The sequence below is a fragment of the Pasteurella sp. P03HT genome, assembly GCF_054052285.1.
The window spans coordinates 46,854-62,957 of sequence record NZ_JBSIUM010000004.1 but is presented as its reverse complement, the minus strand read 5'-3'; the positions used below and the strand labels follow the sequence as shown (position 1 = coordinate 62,957).

The 16,104-nt window shown below is 39.4% G+C and carries 15 protein-coding genes; 7 read left to right on the top strand and 8 right to left on the bottom strand.

Annotated elements, in window-relative coordinates:
- Positions 1 to 2: 2 nt before the first annotated feature.
- Genes ACWIT3_RS04580 through ribH form a run of 4 tightly spaced genes read right to left on the bottom strand, consistent with a single transcriptional unit; the run spans position 3 to position 2,425 of the window.
- Entirely contained in the window at positions 3 to 485 is a 483-nt protein-coding gene (locus tag ACWIT3_RS04580) for a phosphatidylglycerophosphatase A family protein (protein ID WP_457161622.1), read from the bottom strand.
- Entirely contained in the window at positions 485 to 1,492 is a 1,008-nt protein-coding gene (gene thiL / locus ACWIT3_RS04575) for a thiamine-phosphate kinase (RefSeq protein WP_457161621.1), read from the bottom strand. The genes ACWIT3_RS04580 and thiL overlap by 1 nt, the downstream gene beginning before the upstream one ends.
- Positions 1,493 to 1,511: 19 nt before the next feature.
- A complete protein-coding gene (gene nusB / locus ACWIT3_RS04570) occupies positions 1,512 to 1,946 on the bottom strand; it encodes a transcription antitermination factor NusB (RefSeq protein ID WP_046338576.1) in 435 nt (144 codons plus the stop codon).
- 5 nt (positions 1,947 to 1,951) lie between these two features.
- Positions 1,952 to 2,425, bottom strand: a complete 474-nt coding sequence (gene ribH / locus ACWIT3_RS04565; protein ID WP_457161620.1) for a 6,7-dimethyl-8-ribityllumazine synthase — start codon at positions 2,423 to 2,425, stop codon at positions 1,952 to 1,954.
- Positions 2,426 to 2,638: 213 nt separating this feature from the next.
- Here ribH and ACWIT3_RS04560 point away from each other — a divergent pair, with 213 nt between their 5' ends.
- Both ACWIT3_RS04560 and ACWIT3_RS04555 read left to right on the top strand, forming a co-directional pair.
- Positions 2,639 to 3,850, top strand: coding sequence for an aromatic amino acid transport family protein (locus ACWIT3_RS04560; protein WP_457161619.1), 1,212 nt, complete (start codon positions 2,639 to 2,641; stop codon positions 3,848 to 3,850).
- 270 nt (positions 3,851 to 4,120) lie between these two features.
- Positions 4,121 to 5,500 (top strand): Do family serine endopeptidase, encoded by a 1,380-nt coding sequence (locus ACWIT3_RS04555; RefSeq protein WP_046338579.1) that lies wholly within the window; start codon positions 4,121 to 4,123, stop codon positions 5,498 to 5,500.
- A gap of 85 nt (positions 5,501 to 5,585) precedes the next feature.
- Here the strand turns inward: ACWIT3_RS04555 and ACWIT3_RS04550 are convergent, their stop codons facing one another.
- On the bottom strand, positions 5,586 to 7,016 hold the full coding sequence (locus ACWIT3_RS04550; protein ID WP_457161618.1) for a YdgA family protein: 1,431 nt from the start codon (positions 7,014 to 7,016) through the stop codon (positions 5,586 to 5,588).
- A 324-nt stretch (positions 7,017 to 7,340) separates the two neighbouring features.
- Between ACWIT3_RS04550 and dnaK the strand changes: the two genes are divergently transcribed.
- From dnaK to dnaJ, 4 genes are all read left to right on the top strand, one after another.
- Positions 7,341 to 9,245 carry a molecular chaperone DnaK gene (gene dnaK, locus ACWIT3_RS04545; protein WP_457161617.1) on the top strand — a complete coding sequence of 635 codons (1,905 nt, stop codon included), beginning with the start codon at positions 7,341 to 7,343 and terminating at the stop codon, positions 9,243 to 9,245.
- A 120-nt stretch (positions 9,246 to 9,365) separates the two neighbouring features.
- A complete protein-coding gene (locus ACWIT3_RS04540; protein WP_457161616.1) occupies positions 9,366 to 9,764 on the top strand; it encodes a GyrI-like domain-containing protein in 399 nt (132 codons plus the stop codon).
- An 85-nt stretch (positions 9,765 to 9,849) separates the two neighbouring features.
- Positions 9,850 to 11,118: an O-acetylhomoserine aminocarboxypropyltransferase/cysteine synthase family protein gene (locus tag ACWIT3_RS04535; RefSeq protein WP_457161615.1), complete on the top strand. Its 1,269-nt coding sequence runs from the start codon at positions 9,850 to 9,852 to the stop codon at positions 11,116 to 11,118.
- A gap of 183 nt (positions 11,119 to 11,301) precedes the next feature.
- Positions 11,302 to 12,420: a molecular chaperone DnaJ gene (gene dnaJ / locus ACWIT3_RS04530; protein WP_457161614.1), complete on the top strand. Its 1,119-nt coding sequence runs from the start codon at positions 11,302 to 11,304 to the stop codon at positions 12,418 to 12,420.
- Positions 12,421 to 12,489: 69 nt separating this feature from the next.
- On the opposite strand, the gene modC is transcribed toward dnaJ, so the two are convergent.
- From modC to modA, 3 genes are all read right to left on the bottom strand, one after another.
- Positions 12,490 to 13,545: a molybdenum ABC transporter ATP-binding protein ModC gene (gene modC, locus ACWIT3_RS04525; RefSeq protein ID WP_457161613.1), complete on the bottom strand. Its 1,056-nt coding sequence runs from the start codon at positions 13,543 to 13,545 to the stop codon at positions 12,490 to 12,492.
- Positions 13,532 to 14,221: a molybdate ABC transporter permease subunit gene (gene modB / locus ACWIT3_RS04520; protein WP_457161724.1), complete on the bottom strand. Its 690-nt coding sequence runs from the start codon at positions 14,219 to 14,221 to the stop codon at positions 13,532 to 13,534. The genes modC and modB overlap by 14 nt, the downstream gene beginning before the upstream one ends.
- Positions 14,222 to 14,369: 148 nt before the next feature.
- Positions 14,370 to 15,134, bottom strand: a complete 765-nt coding sequence (gene modA, locus ACWIT3_RS04515; protein WP_457161612.1) for a molybdate ABC transporter substrate-binding protein — start codon at positions 15,132 to 15,134, stop codon at positions 14,370 to 14,372.
- A 142-nt stretch (positions 15,135 to 15,276) separates the two neighbouring features.
- On the opposite strand from modA, the gene ACWIT3_RS04510 reads away from it, so the two are divergent.
- Complete coding sequence (locus tag ACWIT3_RS04510; protein WP_457161723.1) at positions 15,277 to 16,059, top strand: TOBE domain-containing protein; 783 nt, start codon at positions 15,277 to 15,279, stop codon at positions 16,057 to 16,059.
- Positions 16,060 to 16,104 lie beyond the last annotated feature (45 nt).

The window sequence follows — 16,104 nt, the reverse complement described above, 5'->3', positions numbered from 1 at the left end:
CCCTAGAGGAAAAGACGAATAAAGAAAATGACTAACACACTATAAACTGCGGCTAAAACATCATCTAGCATAATGCCAAAGCCACTTTCTAATTTGCGATCAAAATAACGAATTGGATAAGGTTTAACAATATCAAAAAAACGGAAAACGACGAACGCCGTCAAACACCAAAACGGCGATAAGCTAGGCACAGCCAACAAGACAAGAAAAATACCAACAATTTCATCCCAAACAATCGCCCCATGATCATGAACGCCCATATCATCTGCCGTTTTCTTACATAAGTAACAACCTATCCAAAAACATAATCCAGTCAAAATGAAAAAAAAGCTCGGACTGAGAAACTGCAATAATATCCACCCCAACATCAACCCGACCAAACTGCCCCATGTACCTGGTGCTGGGTGGATCAAGCCAGCGCCAAATCCTACGGCTAAACAATGAATTGGATTACGTAAATTAATTGATTGGAGAGGTGGTTTCATTATTTATCATCCGATTGAAAGTGATCAAAACCTGGCTTCAAATTCATATCAATTGCCATACTATTACGTTCGAACTTAATACGCTTTTTATTTTGTGGGCTAATTGCTCTAACTTGTCCAACACAAGTATAGTCAACACCAATGTAGGCTAAAGCGCGTTCTAATTTGGCTTTATTATTATCTGGCACAGTAAAGCAAAGTTCATAATCTTCTCCACCCGACAAGGCAAATTTCTCTGCTTGTTCCAGACCAAACGTACTGACTAATTGAGGTGAAAGTGGCAATTTGTCTACATCCACGACAGCCCCACACTGACTACGCTCAAGAATATGCCCCAAATCCGCCACAAACCCATCCGATATATCAATTGCCGCATTGGCTAAAGAAGAGACAGCTAACTCTAGCCCTAAAAGCACACGAGGAGTAGGACGAAGGTGGCGTTGAATTAAGAAAGCTTGCTCAGAATTGACCGCACTTTTCTGCGCTAACAGTAACGCTAACCCACCTGCACTGTCACCCAATGTCCCAGAGACGTAAATCCAATCGCCAACTTTTGCACTATGGCGACATAATGCTTTCCCTTTGGCGATAATGCCATGGGCTGTAATCGTAATGGCGAGAGGACCTTTTGTAGTATCACCGCCGATCAAATCAACGTTATAGTGATCTAGCACATCAAACAAACTTTCACTAAATTCACGCAGCCATGATTCATTGACTTCGGGTAAGGTAAGGGCAAGTGATACCCAAGCAGGCTCAGCCCCCATCGCTGCAAGGTCACTTAAATTCGTTGCAGCGGCTTTATAGGCTAAATCTGCTGGGCTAATACTAGGTAAGAAATGTGTATTTTCTACCATTGTATCAGTCGTAATGACTAAACGTTGATTTTGACGAAGTTCAGTAATTGCGCAATCATCACCAATAGAAACGATGACATCTTTACGTGCAATACGCTTTGATGAGGCAGTGAAATAACGTTGAATTATATCAAATTCGCCATCACTCATTGTTGACCTCTCATCCTCTTTATTTACGAGACAAAGCGGGAGCAACTTTATCTAATACACCATTTACATATTTATGGCTGTCATCTGCACCAAAGACTTTTGCGACTTCAATCGCTTCATTAATGACGACTTTATAGGGTACATCTAATTCAAACTTCAGCTCATATACCGCAAGGCGCAAGATAGCTTTTTCAATTGGATCTAATTCATTCACATCACGATCCAAATACGGTGCCATCGCGTCATCTACAACATCAACTTGCTCTGCTGTTTGACGAAAGAGCTTACGGAAATACGCCACATCCACACCTTTGAGATCTTGATCCGCCACAAAAGCCAATTCAATTTCAGCAGGTGAATTTTGTGATACATACCATGAGTATAAAGCTTGTACTGCACATTCTCTCGCACGACGGCGTGGAGACACTTTTTTTTCTACTTTAGTTTCTGTCATCTGAATTACGCCGCGTCAATTTGAGCTAATAAATTTACCATTTCTAAAGCAACCAGTGCCGCTTCCGCACCTTTATTCCCAGCTTTAGTTCCAGCACGTTCAATGGCTTGCTCAATGTTTTCTGTTGTTAATACACCAAAAGCAACAGGAATATCAGCACTCATTGCAACTTGACCTAGCCCACTACTTGCTTCCCCTGCAACATATTCAAAATGCGCTGTACCACCACGAATGACGGTACCTAATGCAACAATGGCGTCATATTTTTTGCTTTCTGCTAAACGACGTGCCACTAAAGGTAATTCATAAGCACCTGGCGCACGTACTAAGGTAATGTTTTCTTCTTTCACTTGCCCAATGCGTTTTAAGGCATCTAATGCTCCTTCTAATAAGCTTTCATTAATAAAGCTATTAAAACGCGCAATCACCACTGCGATTTTGGCATTGGGTGCAGCAATTGTCCCTTCTAATACGTTCATATTGTTTCCTAATTTGTCAGGTTGATAGATAAAATCGGTTGCGAATTTTAACACAAAATTTTTATTCAATCAGTAGTTATCTGATGGATTCCTTGTGAAGCAAAAAATACACACTGTAAAAAAATCATAACACCTGTAAAAAAATGATTACATTTTATTTTTTTTACGCTAGAATGCTTGCACTTATTTGTTGTTTTTACTTGAGAGAAATTTATGAAAAATAAAACGTTTGGGAGTGCCCTCTTAGTTGCAGGTACCACAATTGGCGCAGGAATGCTAGCCATGCCACTCACTTCTGCAGAAATGGGTTTTACTTATACTTTGATTTTGCTCTTCATTTTATGGGGACTGCTTTCTTATAGTGCCTTACTTTTTGTTGAAGTTTATCAAAAAGCGGAAACCAAAAATGCAGGGATTGCGACATTAGCGGAACAGTATTTTGGCTTACCTGGTCGTATCTTAGCCACATTCTCCCTGGTCATCTTCATGTATGCAATTCTATCTGCTTATGTCACAGGAGGGGGCTCGCTCCTAGCCAGTGTTTTACCTTTCTTAGGCGAGTATGCCACATCAATTTCAATTGTACTCTTTACACTGGTGCTTGGGGTCTTTATTGTCATTAGTACGGGTGCCGTCGATATGCTGACGCGCTTACTCTTTGCGATCAAATTGGTTGCCTTTGCATTAGTCTTACTCATGATGCTGCCACTGGTTAAAACAGATAATTTACTTGCCATGCCGTTAAAAGATTTTTTAATTATTTCGGCAAGCCCCGTCTTTTTCACCTCATTTGGTTTCCATGTCATCATCCCAAGTATTAATAGCTATTTAGAGGGAGATATTCGCCGTTTACGTATTGCCATTATCACTGGTACTGCTATTCCATTAGTGGCTTATATTGTATGGCAAATGGCAACCCATGGCGTGTTCCCACAAAGTCAGTTTGTACAAATTCTAAATACAGACCCGACATTAAACGGTTTGATTACAGCAACATACCAAGCCACTGAAAGTAGTTTGATTAGTTCAGCAATGCGCTTGTTCTTTACATTAGCCTTAATTACGTCATTCTTAGGGGTTGCTCTGTCTTTATTTGACTGCCTGTATGATTTATTAAAACGTGTCAATATTAAAGCTAACCGTTTTTCATTAGGACTCCTTACTTTCTTACCACCGCTCGTATTTGCCTTGTTCTACCCAGAAGGTTTTGTCATGGCATTAGGCTATGCGGGTCAAATGTTTACATTCTATGGGTTAGTTTTACCTGTGGGTATGGCTTGGCGTGCCAGAAAACGTTACCCTGATTTACCATATCGTGTGATCGGTGGAAACCTTACGCTGTTTGCAGCATTAATCCTCGGACTATTAATTATGAATGTACCGTTCTTGATTAAAGCAGGTTATCTTCCAGCCGTAATTGGTTAATTAACAAAAAATGATGTCGTTTAAGCAGGTCGGTTAATAACTGACCTGTTTTTTTATGTCTGATCTACTCGCCTATCAGGCTTTACTCTGAAAATGCAGAGCACGAAGCGCATTTCAATCTTTGCTCTCTGTCCTCTTTGTGTTATTTAAGTTGAACAAAAAATAAAAATTTTAAATAAACTCGAACATTTTTTTATTTTTTTTGTCTTATGAATACCTAAACTGCGGCTTGTGGTTTGGTGTTTCTACTTTTATTGGAGAAAATGAAAAATGAAAAAAACAAATTTTCTATTAACCAGCATTGCTCTCGGATTAAGCATTCTATCAACGCCGATGCTCTCTCAAGCATCACTCCCAGCCTATGTTGAAGGTCAACAGGTTCCTAGTCTCGCCCCGATGTTAGAAAAAGTCTTGCCAGCTGTTGTCTCAATTTCGGTGGAAGGTAAAGCACAAACTAATGGTCCTGCCCAATTTCATGGTATCCCAGAGGAATTTAAATTTTTCTTTGGTCCCGATATTTTTAATGATCGTGCGCCTCGTAATTTCCGTGGTATTGGTTCTGGCGTCATTATTAACGCAGAAAAAGGCTATGTGTTAACAAACAATCACGTTATTGATAATGCAGATAAGATTACTGTACAGCTACAAGATGGACGTGAATTAAGTGCAAAAGTCATCGGTGCAGATGAACAATCCGATGTTGCGTTAATTCAAATTGAAAAACCCAAAAATCTTACCGCACTTAAGATTGCCGACTCAGATAAGCTCCGTGTAGGTGATTTCACTGTAGCCATCGGCAATCCATTTGGTTTAGGTCAAACGGTCACCTCTGGCATTGTTTCGGCTTTAGGTCGTTCAACTGGTTCTGATAGTGGAACTTATGAAAACTATATTCAAACGGATGCGGCGGTTAACCGCGGCAATTCTGGTGGTCCACTAGTCAATTTACAAGGCGAGTTAATTGGTATCAACACCGCAATTATTTCCCCAAGTGGAGGCAATGCGGGTATTGCTTTTGCGATCCCAAGTAATATGGCAAATAATCTTGTACAACAAATTCTCGAGTTTGGTGAAGTTCGTCGAGGAATGTTAGGGATCAAAGGGGGAGAATTAAATGCTGACCTCGCAAAAGCCTTTGATATCGAAGCACAACAAGGCGCCTTTATTAGTGAAGTACTGCCAAACTCTGCGGCTGAAAAAGCGGGGTTAAAAGCGGGTGATGTGATTATTGCAATGAATGGGCAAAAAATTTCGAGCTTTGCAGAAATGCGAGCCAAAATTGCCACATCTGGCGCAGGAAAAGAAATTGAATTAACGTATTTACGTGATGGGAAAAAACAGCATGCAAAAGTGACGCTGCAATCAGATGATCAAACCCAGGCTGATGCAAGTAATTTATTACCAGCACTCACTGGGGCTGAAATGAGTAATTATGATGAAAAAGGCATAAAAGGAGTGGTGATCACACGTGTTGCAGCAAAATCTATCGCAGAGCAACGTGGCTTGAAAAAAGACGATATTATTATCGGTGTGAATCGTCAGAAAGTCGAAAATTTAGGTCAATTACGTAAAATCCTTGATACAAAACCGTCTGCTATTGCATTGAATATTATTCGCGGTGAAAATAATTTCTACTTACTTATTCAATAAAGAGTAAATCATAAAATGGGGAGGCATTTGCTTCCCCATTCTTGTACATCAATCATCCATCAAAATAGACTGTACATTCAACAAATTAATATCCCATTCCGAATAAAAATAAAACAATCATCATTAATACTTGTTCTTCAGGAATCTCTTGCCCATTCAATTTCAACGCATTATTTTCAAGCAATAAGGCTAAATTCAGTGATTGTTCATTGGAAACCAATACCCCGTTTTGAATTGCCTCTGCAAATAAAAGTGCAATCGTTTGTTCCGCTGAGACACTGGCTTGTTCTTTTGTCATACCATTTGCTTGGTTTAGCACTGTAAACAAGCGAACTAATGCCTGCTTCTCTAAATGAATATTCATTGCCAATTGCTTGAATAACGCCAAAACTTTGCCTTGTTCTAACAAATTCCAATTACCATTTGCTATTTCAACAATCATATTCCCAGTCAACTCTCCCGCTTCTGAAGTCAATTTCAACGGTTCAATTTGCAATAAAGGATGATTGTCTAAAATGGTTTTAGATAATGCCTCGAGTTGTTCTTCAAAGGCAATGCTCTCAACCTGCTCATTTTCAATTAACTTGAGAAGCTTATTCATTGATGAGCCTTCTATATGTGCTAAGGTAATGTTAGCATCTAGCTGACCAAGCAATTGACCATTTACTAACATTTCAGGTATTTTCGTTACAAGCTCATAGTTTACAAATTGTTCCGTTTTTTTAGTACTCGAGTCCAAAAAAAGATTTCGATATTCCAAATTAAAATCACGACGATTCGGATCCTTTAAAGAAACACGCATATTATCAATCTGCGCGACCTGTTTACCGACAGGAATCCGTTCCCATTCTGATGTCTGCAAATCACTCTCGATTTTAATATTATTCAATGTGATTAACGAGTTGGATGGTTGTTGCTTGGCACGAATCGCGACATTCAACTCATTGATCATCATTTGCGATTTGCCTATCCCCTCATCAGTTAATTGGTCAAAATGTAAGTCAATCCCTTTCCACATTATCTCCGCATCAGCCAACGCCAATTTAGCGGGTGCAATCTGTGCTTTTCCAGTAAACGTCGAATCATAGTGAATCTTAATTTGGCTTTCAAAAGGAAGTTGACCTTGCGCATAATCAAACCATGGTTGTGTTGTTGCATTTTGTACCACACGATCATGACTTGATAACAAGACTGGCATGATGTCAAATTGACGTAAACGATCTAATGGAATTGGACCGTGATAAAGCGTACTTTCAAATGGCACAGTAAATGCTGTATCAGAAAAAGTCCCAACCAACTCATAAGTCACTTTAGAGCTAAACACTCCACGCTCAACATGCAATTTGTCAAACTTAATTTGCTGTTCAGAAGCATCAAGCTCCGCTAACTTTGCATTGACCAACGTTAAACGTTCTTGAATTTTTTCCTCAATAACTTTACCCGTATACCAGCTCGCCCCAGTCCAAACTGCCGCTAGTGCACCAATGACGCTTAACGCCACAAATGATTTTTTCATAAAAAGATCCTAAATAAAATGAAATTAGCATGTGCAATGTACCACAAATCAAGCATAGTATAAAATCTATTCTTTTTTGCTGATGGCCTGGATATCATTCGCTTTCGTCAGCAATGAAATTTTTTTATTTCCCCCCTTGAACTTCCCAACTTTAGCCTCATTTACTACAACACAAACAACTTGACCAAAAATGACCGCACCTCAAGTTACTTATGGAAAATAAAACAAAAATTTTATTTTTAATACTTGAAATGCAAAATTTCGTCCTCATTTTTGAAAAACAAATCGAATTAACGAATTTATAAATTTACTAGGAGAAACAAAATGGGAAAAATTATTGGTATTGACTTAGGTACAACAAACTCTTGTGTAGCCGTAATGGACGGTGGCGCACCACGCGTTATTGAGAATGCCGAGGGTGATCGTACAACTCCGTCAATCATTGCTTATACTCAAGATAACGAAACATTAGTGGGTCAACCTGCAAAACGTCAAGCAGTCACTAACCCGAAAAATACGTTATTCGCAATCAAACGTTTAATCGGTCGTCGTTTCCAAGATGAAGAAGTACAACGCGACGTAAGCATTATGCCATTCGACATCGTTGCAGCTGACAACGGCGATGCTTGGGTTGGTGTAAAAGGCGAAAAAATGGCACCACCACAAATTTCTGCTGAAGTATTGAAAAAAATGAAAAAAACTGCAGAAGATTTCTTAGGTGAGCCAGTAACTGAAGCGGTCATTACCGTACCTGCATACTTCAACGATGCGCAACGTCAAGCAACTAAAGATGCTGGTCGTATCGCGGGCTTAGAAGTTAAACGTATCATCAACGAACCAACAGCAGCAGCACTTGCTTATGGTTTAGATAAAGGTCAAGGCAACAAAACTATCGCAGTTTACGACTTGGGTGGTGGTACATTCGACTTATCAATCATTGAAATCGATGAAGTGGGTGGCGAAAAAACTTTCGAAGTATTAGCAACTAACGGTGATACTCACTTAGGTGGTGAAGACTTCGATAACCGTGTAATTAATTACTTAGTTGAAGAATTCAAAAAAGAACAAGGTGTTGATTTACGTAACGACCCATTAGCAATGCAACGTTTGAAAGAAGCGGGTGAGAAAGCGAAAATTGAACTTTCCTCTGCACAACAAACTGATGTAAATCTTCCATACATCACGGCAGATGCAACTGGTCCAAAACACTTAAACATTAAATTAACACGTGCGAAATTAGAATCACTTGTTGAAGATTTAGTGGCTCGTTCATTAGAACCCGTTAAAGTTGCACTAGCAGATGCAGGTTTAAGCGTATCACAAGTTGATGACGTAATCCTTGTAGGTGGTCAAACTCGTATGCCACTTGTACAACAAAAAGTAGAAGCATTCTTTGGTAAAGCACCTCGTAAAGACGTGAACCCAGATGAAGCAGTTGCTATCGGTGCAGCAGTACAAGGCGGTGTATTAGCAGGTGATGTGAAAGACGTATTGTTATTAGACGTAACCCCACTTTCATTAGGTATCGAAACGATGGGTGGAGTGATGACAACCTTAATTGAGAAAAACACTACGATTCCTACTAAGAAATCACAAGTGTTCTCAACTGCGGAAGACAACCAAAGTGCGGTAACTATTCACGTACTTCAAGGTGAACGTAAACGTGCAGCAGACAACAAATCTTTAGGTCAATTCAACCTAGAAGGTATTAACCCTGCGCCACGTGGTATGCCACAAATTGAAGTGACTTTCGATATCGATGCGGACGGTATTATCCACGTATCTGCGAAAGATAAAGGTACTAACAAAGAGCAAAAAATCACAATTAAAGCATCTTCTGGTTTATCAGATGAAGAAATTCAACAAATGGTACGTGACGCAGAAGCGAACGCTGAAGCAGACCGTAAATTTGAAGAATTAGTTCAAGCGCGTAACCAAGCAGATCATTTAGTTCACAGCACACGTAAACAGTTAACTGAAGTGGGTGACAAATTATCAGCTGATGACAAAGCACCAATCGAAAAAGCGGTATCTGACTTAGAAGCAGCGGCGAAAGGTGAAGATAAAGCGGAAATCGAAGCGAAGGTTCAAGCATTAATTCAAGTATCTGAAAAATTAATGCAAGCATCTCAGCCACAACCTGATGCGCAACCGCAACAAGCACAAAGCGGAAAACCAAATGATGATGTGGTTGATGCTGAATTTGAAGAAGTGAAAGACAACAAATAATTTCACTTTCATAAAAATCTGAAGGGCGTAGCAATACGCCCTTTCGCTCTATCCATAAACGAGCAATTTTTCCTAACCTTGCTTATAAGTGATGTTAGGAAAAATGAATCAGGAGGAACAATGTTTTTAACACTCTATCCCATTGTTCAACAACGCCTTAACAACAAAACTGCTAATGAGGTAATTCCCGCTTTATGGCAAGAAAACGCCAAGTTATTACCTCAAGCGCAACAATGTTATGGTGTTTATTTTAATTATGAGTCGGATTATCAATCTGACTATGATTTTGCAATTGCGACAGAACAAGATGTGAAGACAAACTTTCCTGCTATTGAAATTGAAGATTTAAACTTCTACGAAGTATTTCGTTGTAAGTTAGACGATATTTATCAAACTTGGCAGCTCATTTGGAAAAAAGAGCAGCAAGGTTTGCTAAAGCGTGCTTATAAAGTGGATTTTGAAAAATACGATACTGATAATTCAGTCGCGATTTATATCTCTGTTGTACCACATTGTTAAGCCCCAAAGCGCGGTAAAATTTTTCAAAAATGACCGCACTTGACCTCTCTAAAAATAACATCATAAAAAATATAAGGAAGACACAATGGAATTCGCAACACAATGTTTACACGCAGGATATAACCCGAAAAATGGGGAACCTCGTGTTCAACCCATAGTACAAAGTACGACATTTACTTATGATTCTGCGGAAGAAATCGGAAAGTTATTTGATTTACAAGCGGCTGGCTATTTCTATACTCGCTTGTCAAATCCAACAACAAATGCAGCAGAAGAAAAATTGACCGCACTTGAAGGCGGTGTTGCAACAATGTGTACTGCATCGGGGCAATCAGCGGTATTTTACGCCATGCTCAATATTTTAGAAGCAGGTGATCATTTCATCTCGTCTTCTTATGTCTATGGCGGTACTTACAACTTATTTGCGCATACCTTCAAAAAAATGGGCATTGAAGTGACGTTTGTGGATCAAGATTTACCACTCGAAGAATTGAAAAAAGAAATTCGTCCAAATACTAAAGCTGTATTTGCAGAAACGATTGCCAACCCAGCGTTACGCGTATTGGATATTGAGAAATTTGTTGCACTTGCAAAAGCAGCACAATCACCATTATTAGTGGATAACACTTTTGCAACGCCATATTTCTGTCGTCCAATTGAATTTGGTGCCAACGTGGTGATTCACAGTACATCAAAATATTTAGATGGTCACGCAGTCGCACTTGGTGGTTCAATTACTGATGGTGGTAACTTTGACTGGAATAACGGCAGATTTCCACAATTAAGCACGCCAGACCAAACCTACCACGGTTTAGTTTATACCGAAACATTTGGTCCTGCGGCATATATTGTGAAAGCGCGCGTACAATTAATGCGTGACTTAGGGGCAACACCTGCGCCACAAAACAGTTTCTTACTCAATCTGGGCATGGAAACTTTAGCTGTACGTATGGAACGTCACTATGAAAATGCACAAGCTGTGGCAGAGTTTTTAGAAAAACATCCACAAGTGGCAAAAGTAAGCTTCCCAGGTTTACCTAATTCACAAGATTACACACTAAAACAAAAATATTTACCAAATGGTTTATGTGGCGTGATTTCGTTTGAAGTAAAAGGTGGACGTGAAGCGGCTGCAAAATGGTTAAATGCGCTGAAATTAGTTTCTCGTGAAGTGCATGTGGCGGATATTCGTACTTGTGCATTACATCCAGCGACTTCAACACACCGTCAATTAAGTGAAACAGATCTCCAAAAAGCAGGCATTGCCCCTGGGCTAATTCGTCTCTCTTGTGGTATCGAAAGCCTCAAGGATATCTTAGTAGATTTAGAACAGGCGTTTGACGCAGCAAAATAAGTAGTAAATTATCAGGGTAGATTCTCCTCTACCCTGTATTAAATTAAAGCAATAAGCTCATATTTTTTGAAAAGAAATATCAGCTTATCTCTTTAAAAAACAAAAATAGCACAAAGATCATTCTTGATAAACAAACAACCTTATTTAATTTCAAGCAGTAAATAAACGGAAAAAGTAACTATTATGGCAAAAAAAGATTATTACGACGTTCTTGGTGTTGAACGCAGTGCGGATGAAAAAGAAATCAAACGTGCTTATAAAAAATTGGCGATGAAATATCATCCCGACCGTACGCAAGGCAACAAAGAACTAGAAGAAAAATTTAAAGAAATCCAAGAAGCATACGAAGTGTTAAGCGACAAACAAAAACGCGCTAACTACGACCAATACGGTCATGCTGCTTTTGAACAAGGTGGCTTCGGTAGCGGCGGTTTTGGTGGTGCTGACTTCGGTGATATTTTTGGTGATATGTTCGGTGATATTTTTGGTGGTGGTCGTGGTCGCCAACGTGTCGTGCGTGGTGATGACTTGCGCTATGATCTTGAAATCAGCCTAGAAGAAGCTGTACGTGGCACAACCAAAGATATTCAAATTAATACACTGGCGCATTGTGATACCTGTGATGGTTCTGGTGCAGAAAAAGGCTCGAAAGTAGAAACCTGTCCAACCTGTCATGGCGCGGGGCGTATCCGCCGTCAACAAGGTTTCTTTGTAACGGAACAAGGCTGTCCAACTTGTCATGGAACAGGTAAAAAAATTGAGAAACCTTGTCATACTTGTCATGGTGATGGACGCGTTCACAAGAAGAAAAATCTTTCGGTGAAAATTCCTGCGGGTGTTGATACAGGCAATCAATTACGTTTATCTGGCGAAGGGGCTGCGGGTGAAAATGGTGCACCAAATGGTGATTTATATGTAGTCATTCACGTGCGTAATCACCATATCTTTGAGCGTGATGGCAACAACCTGTATTGTGAAGTGCCGATTAGTTTTACCATGGCTGCCTTAGGTGGTGAAATTGAAGTGCCAACCTTAGATGGTCGTGTCAAACTAAAAATTCCTGCTGAAACCCAAACTGGCAAACTTTTCCGTATGCGAGGTAAAGGTGTCATGTCAACTCGCAGCAGTTATGCAGGTGATTTAATCTGTAAAGTGATTGTCGAAACGCCTGTCAAATTGAATGAAGAACAAAAAGCCTTGCTCCGTCAATTAGAAGAAAGCTTTGAGGGGTCGAATAATAAACCGAAATCATCCAGTTTCTTTGATGGTGTAAAAAGTTTCTTTGATAACTTAGGCAAGTAATTCTCATACAAAATGCACCGCATAGAGATTGATTCAATCCATTGCGGTGCATTTTTATTTCTTAACGGATTAGAGTACAGAAATCGCTTTCACCTGCGCAAAGACAGGTTGATTTATTTGTAAAGCAAGATCTTCAAATGCCCATTTACTGATCGTTGACCAAATGGCTTTATCTCCCACAGTAATTTGCACATCGACGCGATTTTCACGCTCGACAATGTGACTCACCCGCCCTTGTAAAATATTACGGATACTGGTTTTTTCAGGTACGTATAAACTAATAGAAACATCCGAACCTTTAATACAAATACGCTTTTTTTCACCAACCTGACAGGCTTGCTGTTTGATCCAGATTTCTTGGGACATTAAGGATAATGCGGTCATTTTATAGTGTGAATGATGTTGCGAAACGGGTAACAACAGGACCGCACTTTGCTCATCCTCTAGTTTCCAAGGCAAAAAGAGGGGATTTTCCCAGATTGTTTCAAGCAAATCATAGGCCAAGACTTTTCCCTCATCCAATAATACCACGCGCTCAGCTAACCGTAATAACTCGTCAATACTGTGTGTAACATATAAGATCGGAATCTGTATCTCTTTTGACAGCTTTTCAAGATATGTCATTAATTCTCGTTTACGTGGTAAATCTAATGCGGATAATGGCTCATCCATGAGTAAAATTTCAGGGTTAGTTAACAATGCTCGTCCAATCGCCACCCGTTGTTTTTCGCCGCCAGATAAGGTGATCGGGTATCGTTTTAATAAATGACCAATTCCTAATAATTCAACGATATAATGGAATTGCTGAGGATCCACATTCGATGCCCCATACAATAAATTCCCCTTCACGTTATAATGCGGGAACAAACGAGCATCTTGAAAAACATAGCCAACTTTACGCTGGTAAGCAGGAATACAAATATTTTGATGAGTATCCACTAAAACACGCTGATTTAACGAAATACTGCCTTGGTCTAACTTAACTAAGCCACTCACTAAATTAATTAAAGAAGACTTACCTGATCCTGATAAGCCAAAAATCGCTGTTACTCCTTGCGAAGGAATAGAAAGATCCGCCTCTAGCGCAAGCTGACCTAATTGTTTTTTCACTTTAATTTGTAACATAGCCTTGCCCCAATTTTTTCTGCATATTTTTTGCTAGCCATTCGGATAATAGCAAGGAAATCAACGAGAGAATAATCGCAAATACACACAGTCTTGCAGCCTGTTCCTCTGCACCTGGTGTTTGAATAAAAGTATACATTGCTAAAGGAATCGTTTGAGTTTCACCTGCAATATTTGACACAAAGGCGATTGTGGCACCAAATTCGCCCAATGAACGCGCAAAACCTAACACAACCCCCGCCAGCACACCCGGTAAAGAAAGAGGTAAAGTAATAGTGAAAAATACCCGCCAAGCTGATGCGCCCAATGTTTGTGCCGCTTGTTCTAATTTCACGTCGATACTTTCAAGGGATAAACGGATAGCACGTACAACAAGTGGAAAAGCAACCACGGCTGCCGCAAGTACTGCCCCATTCCAACTAAATGCAAACGAAAAATCAAACCAGCTATACAAGTATTTACCAATAAAACCGTTACGTCCCATCGCAACTAATAATAAATAACCAATCACCACTGGCGGTAAAACTAATGGCAAATGAATCACGCCACTGACAAGCGATTTACCATAAAAATTTTTACGTGCTAATAACCATGCCACTAAAATCGCAAACGGCAAGCTCCATAAAATCGCATTTATTGAAACACTCAAGCTTAATTTGACTGCTTGGATTTCCATTGCACTCAGCCCAAAATGAGTAAGGAGTTGACTAAACAAAAATTGATTCCTTTTATATAAACTGAAATGATTAAAAATGTGACCGCACTTTATGTTGACAAAAGAAAGAGGGACGCACAGCTGGCGTCCCTTTCTATTTTATGAAAAATTACTTAACTGCGAAACCATAGTCGGCAAATACTTTTTTCGCCTCTTTGGATTCTAAATAGGTTAAAAACGCGCGCGTTTCTGCATTATCACGATCTTTCAATAATGCAACAGGATACTCGACAGCTTTATATGAACCCGCAGGGAACACACCGACAATTTTCACACCTTTACTCACTTTACCGTCCGTACTGTATACGATACCTAAGGGTGCTTCAGCACGTTCGACTAAAGCAAGCGCAGCACGTACATCTTTACCACGAGCCAATTTTGTTTCTACTTTGTCCCATAGTTTTAAATTTGTTAGTGCTTCTTTGGCATATTGACCTGCTGGTACATGGTCTGGATCGCCTACAGATAAGAAGCTGTCTTTTAACTCAGTTACCCATTCGCCTTTTGCTACATCAACGTCATTAAGTTTACTCGCTTCTGGCGCAATTAATACTAATTCATTACCAACTAACACTTTTTCAGTTGCTTTAACTGTTAACCCTTTTTCTGATAAGTGTTTCATCCATTTTGTATTCGCAGATAAAAAAACATCAGCTGGTGCACCTTCTTCAATTTGTTTCGCTAACGTTGAAGATGATGCGAACGAGAATACTAATTCTTGTTCTGGTTTCATTTTTTTATAGTCTTCTGCAATCTGATTTAACGCGTTCGTCATAGATGCTGCTGCAAAAACAGTGACTTTAGCTTGCGCAGAAACAGAAAAAGCTAAACAAGCAACAGCCAGTGAAGCGGTTATCGTTTTTAATTTGAACATATAAGTTGCTCCATTTATTTGATTAAAAAAACATTATGTAACAAATTATACAATGTTTTAACAAAGAAATGCTATATAAAAAATATGCTTTGTTTTAAAATGTGAGAAACGTCAAAATTTAGCGAAAACTCTGGAGAAAATGATGTTAAACACTGAAATTTTACTCACCATCAAGTTACAACAACAACTTTTTGTCGATCCTAAACGGGTACGTTTATTAAAAGAGATTCAAAAATGTGGATCAATTAATCAAGCGGCGAAAAACGCGAAAGTCAGTTACAAAAGCGCCTGGGATCATTTAGCCGCGATGAATGATATCAGCCCTAAGCCATTATTAGAGCGTAATGTAGGCGGGAAAAATGGCGGTGGCACCGAATTAACCATCTATGCTCAACGCTTATTACAGCTCTATGACCTGTTAGAAAAAACACAAGAAAAAGCCTTTCACATTTTACAAGATGAAAGCTTACCACTTGATAGTGTACTCCATGCTACCGCACGTTTTTCTTTACAAAGTAGTGCGCGTAACCAATTCTTCGGTAAAATTGCCCATCTGCGTCACGAAAACATTCATTGTTTTGTCGACATTGATATTGATGGTTTTCCAACTCCCCTCACAGTTTCTATCACAGAAAAAAGTGCGGTACGCTTAAAACTCACGCCAGGCAAAGAAGTCATGTTGATGATTAAAGCACCATGGATAAAAATTCATCACTCTCCTCCAACAGAAACAGTGCACAACACGTTTCTTGCAAATGTGAAAGAAATGACGGATAAAGGTCAGGTTGAGGAAGTCATCTTAACGCTAGGTAAAGAGAATATTGAATTTTGTGCAACATTGCCCCGCTCAAACCAGGTTAAATTGCACCAAGATGTTTGGATTCACATTGATCCTGAACAAATTATTTTAGCAACACTTTATTAAAAATGATGGCTATCTGAAGAATATTCAAGGCAAAATGTATTTTGC

Coding starts and splice junctions, on each gene's coding strand:
- modC (WP_457161613.1), bottom strand. CDS start 13,545: ATGTTACAAATTAAAGTGAAAAAACAATTAGGTCAGCTTGCGCTAGAG.
- ACWIT3_RS04510 (WP_457161723.1), top strand. CDS start 15,277: ATGTTAAACACTGAAATTTTACTCACCATCAAGTTACAACAACAACTT.
- ACWIT3_RS04535 (WP_457161615.1), top strand. CDS start 9,850: ATGGAATTCGCAACACAATGTTTACACGCAGGATATAACCCGAAAAAT.
- nusB (WP_046338576.1), bottom strand. CDS start 1,946: ATGACAGAAACTAAAGTAGAAAAAAAAGTGTCTCCACGCCGTCGTGCG.
- ribH (WP_457161620.1), bottom strand. CDS start 2,425: ATGAACGTATTAGAAGGGACAATTGCTGCACCCAATGCCAAAATCGCA.
- ACWIT3_RS04560 (WP_457161619.1), top strand. CDS start 2,639: ATGAAAAATAAAACGTTTGGGAGTGCCCTCTTAGTTGCAGGTACCACA.
- ACWIT3_RS04550 (WP_457161618.1), bottom strand. CDS start 7,016: ATGAAAAAATCATTTGTGGCGTTAAGCGTCATTGGTGCACTAGCGGCA.
- ACWIT3_RS04580 (WP_457161622.1), bottom strand. CDS start 485: ATGAAACCACCTCTCCAATCAATTAATTTACGTAATCCAATTCATTGT.
- dnaK (WP_457161617.1), top strand. CDS start 7,341: ATGGGAAAAATTATTGGTATTGACTTAGGTACAACAAACTCTTGTGTA.
- modB (WP_457161724.1), bottom strand. CDS start 14,221: ATGGAAATCCAAGCAGTCAAATTAAGCTTGAGTGTTTCAATAAATGCG.
- thiL (WP_457161621.1), bottom strand. CDS start 1,492: ATGAGTGATGGCGAATTTGATATAATTCAACGTTATTTCACTGCCTCA.
- ACWIT3_RS04540 (WP_457161616.1), top strand. CDS start 9,366: ATGTTTTTAACACTCTATCCCATTGTTCAACAACGCCTTAACAACAAA.
- dnaJ (WP_457161614.1), top strand. CDS start 11,302: ATGGCAAAAAAAGATTATTACGACGTTCTTGGTGTTGAACGCAGTGCG.
- ACWIT3_RS04555 (WP_046338579.1), top strand. CDS start 4,121: ATGAAAAAAACAAATTTTCTATTAACCAGCATTGCTCTCGGATTAAGC.
- modA (WP_457161612.1), bottom strand. CDS start 15,134: ATGTTCAAATTAAAAACGATAACCGCTTCACTGGCTGTTGCTTGTTTA.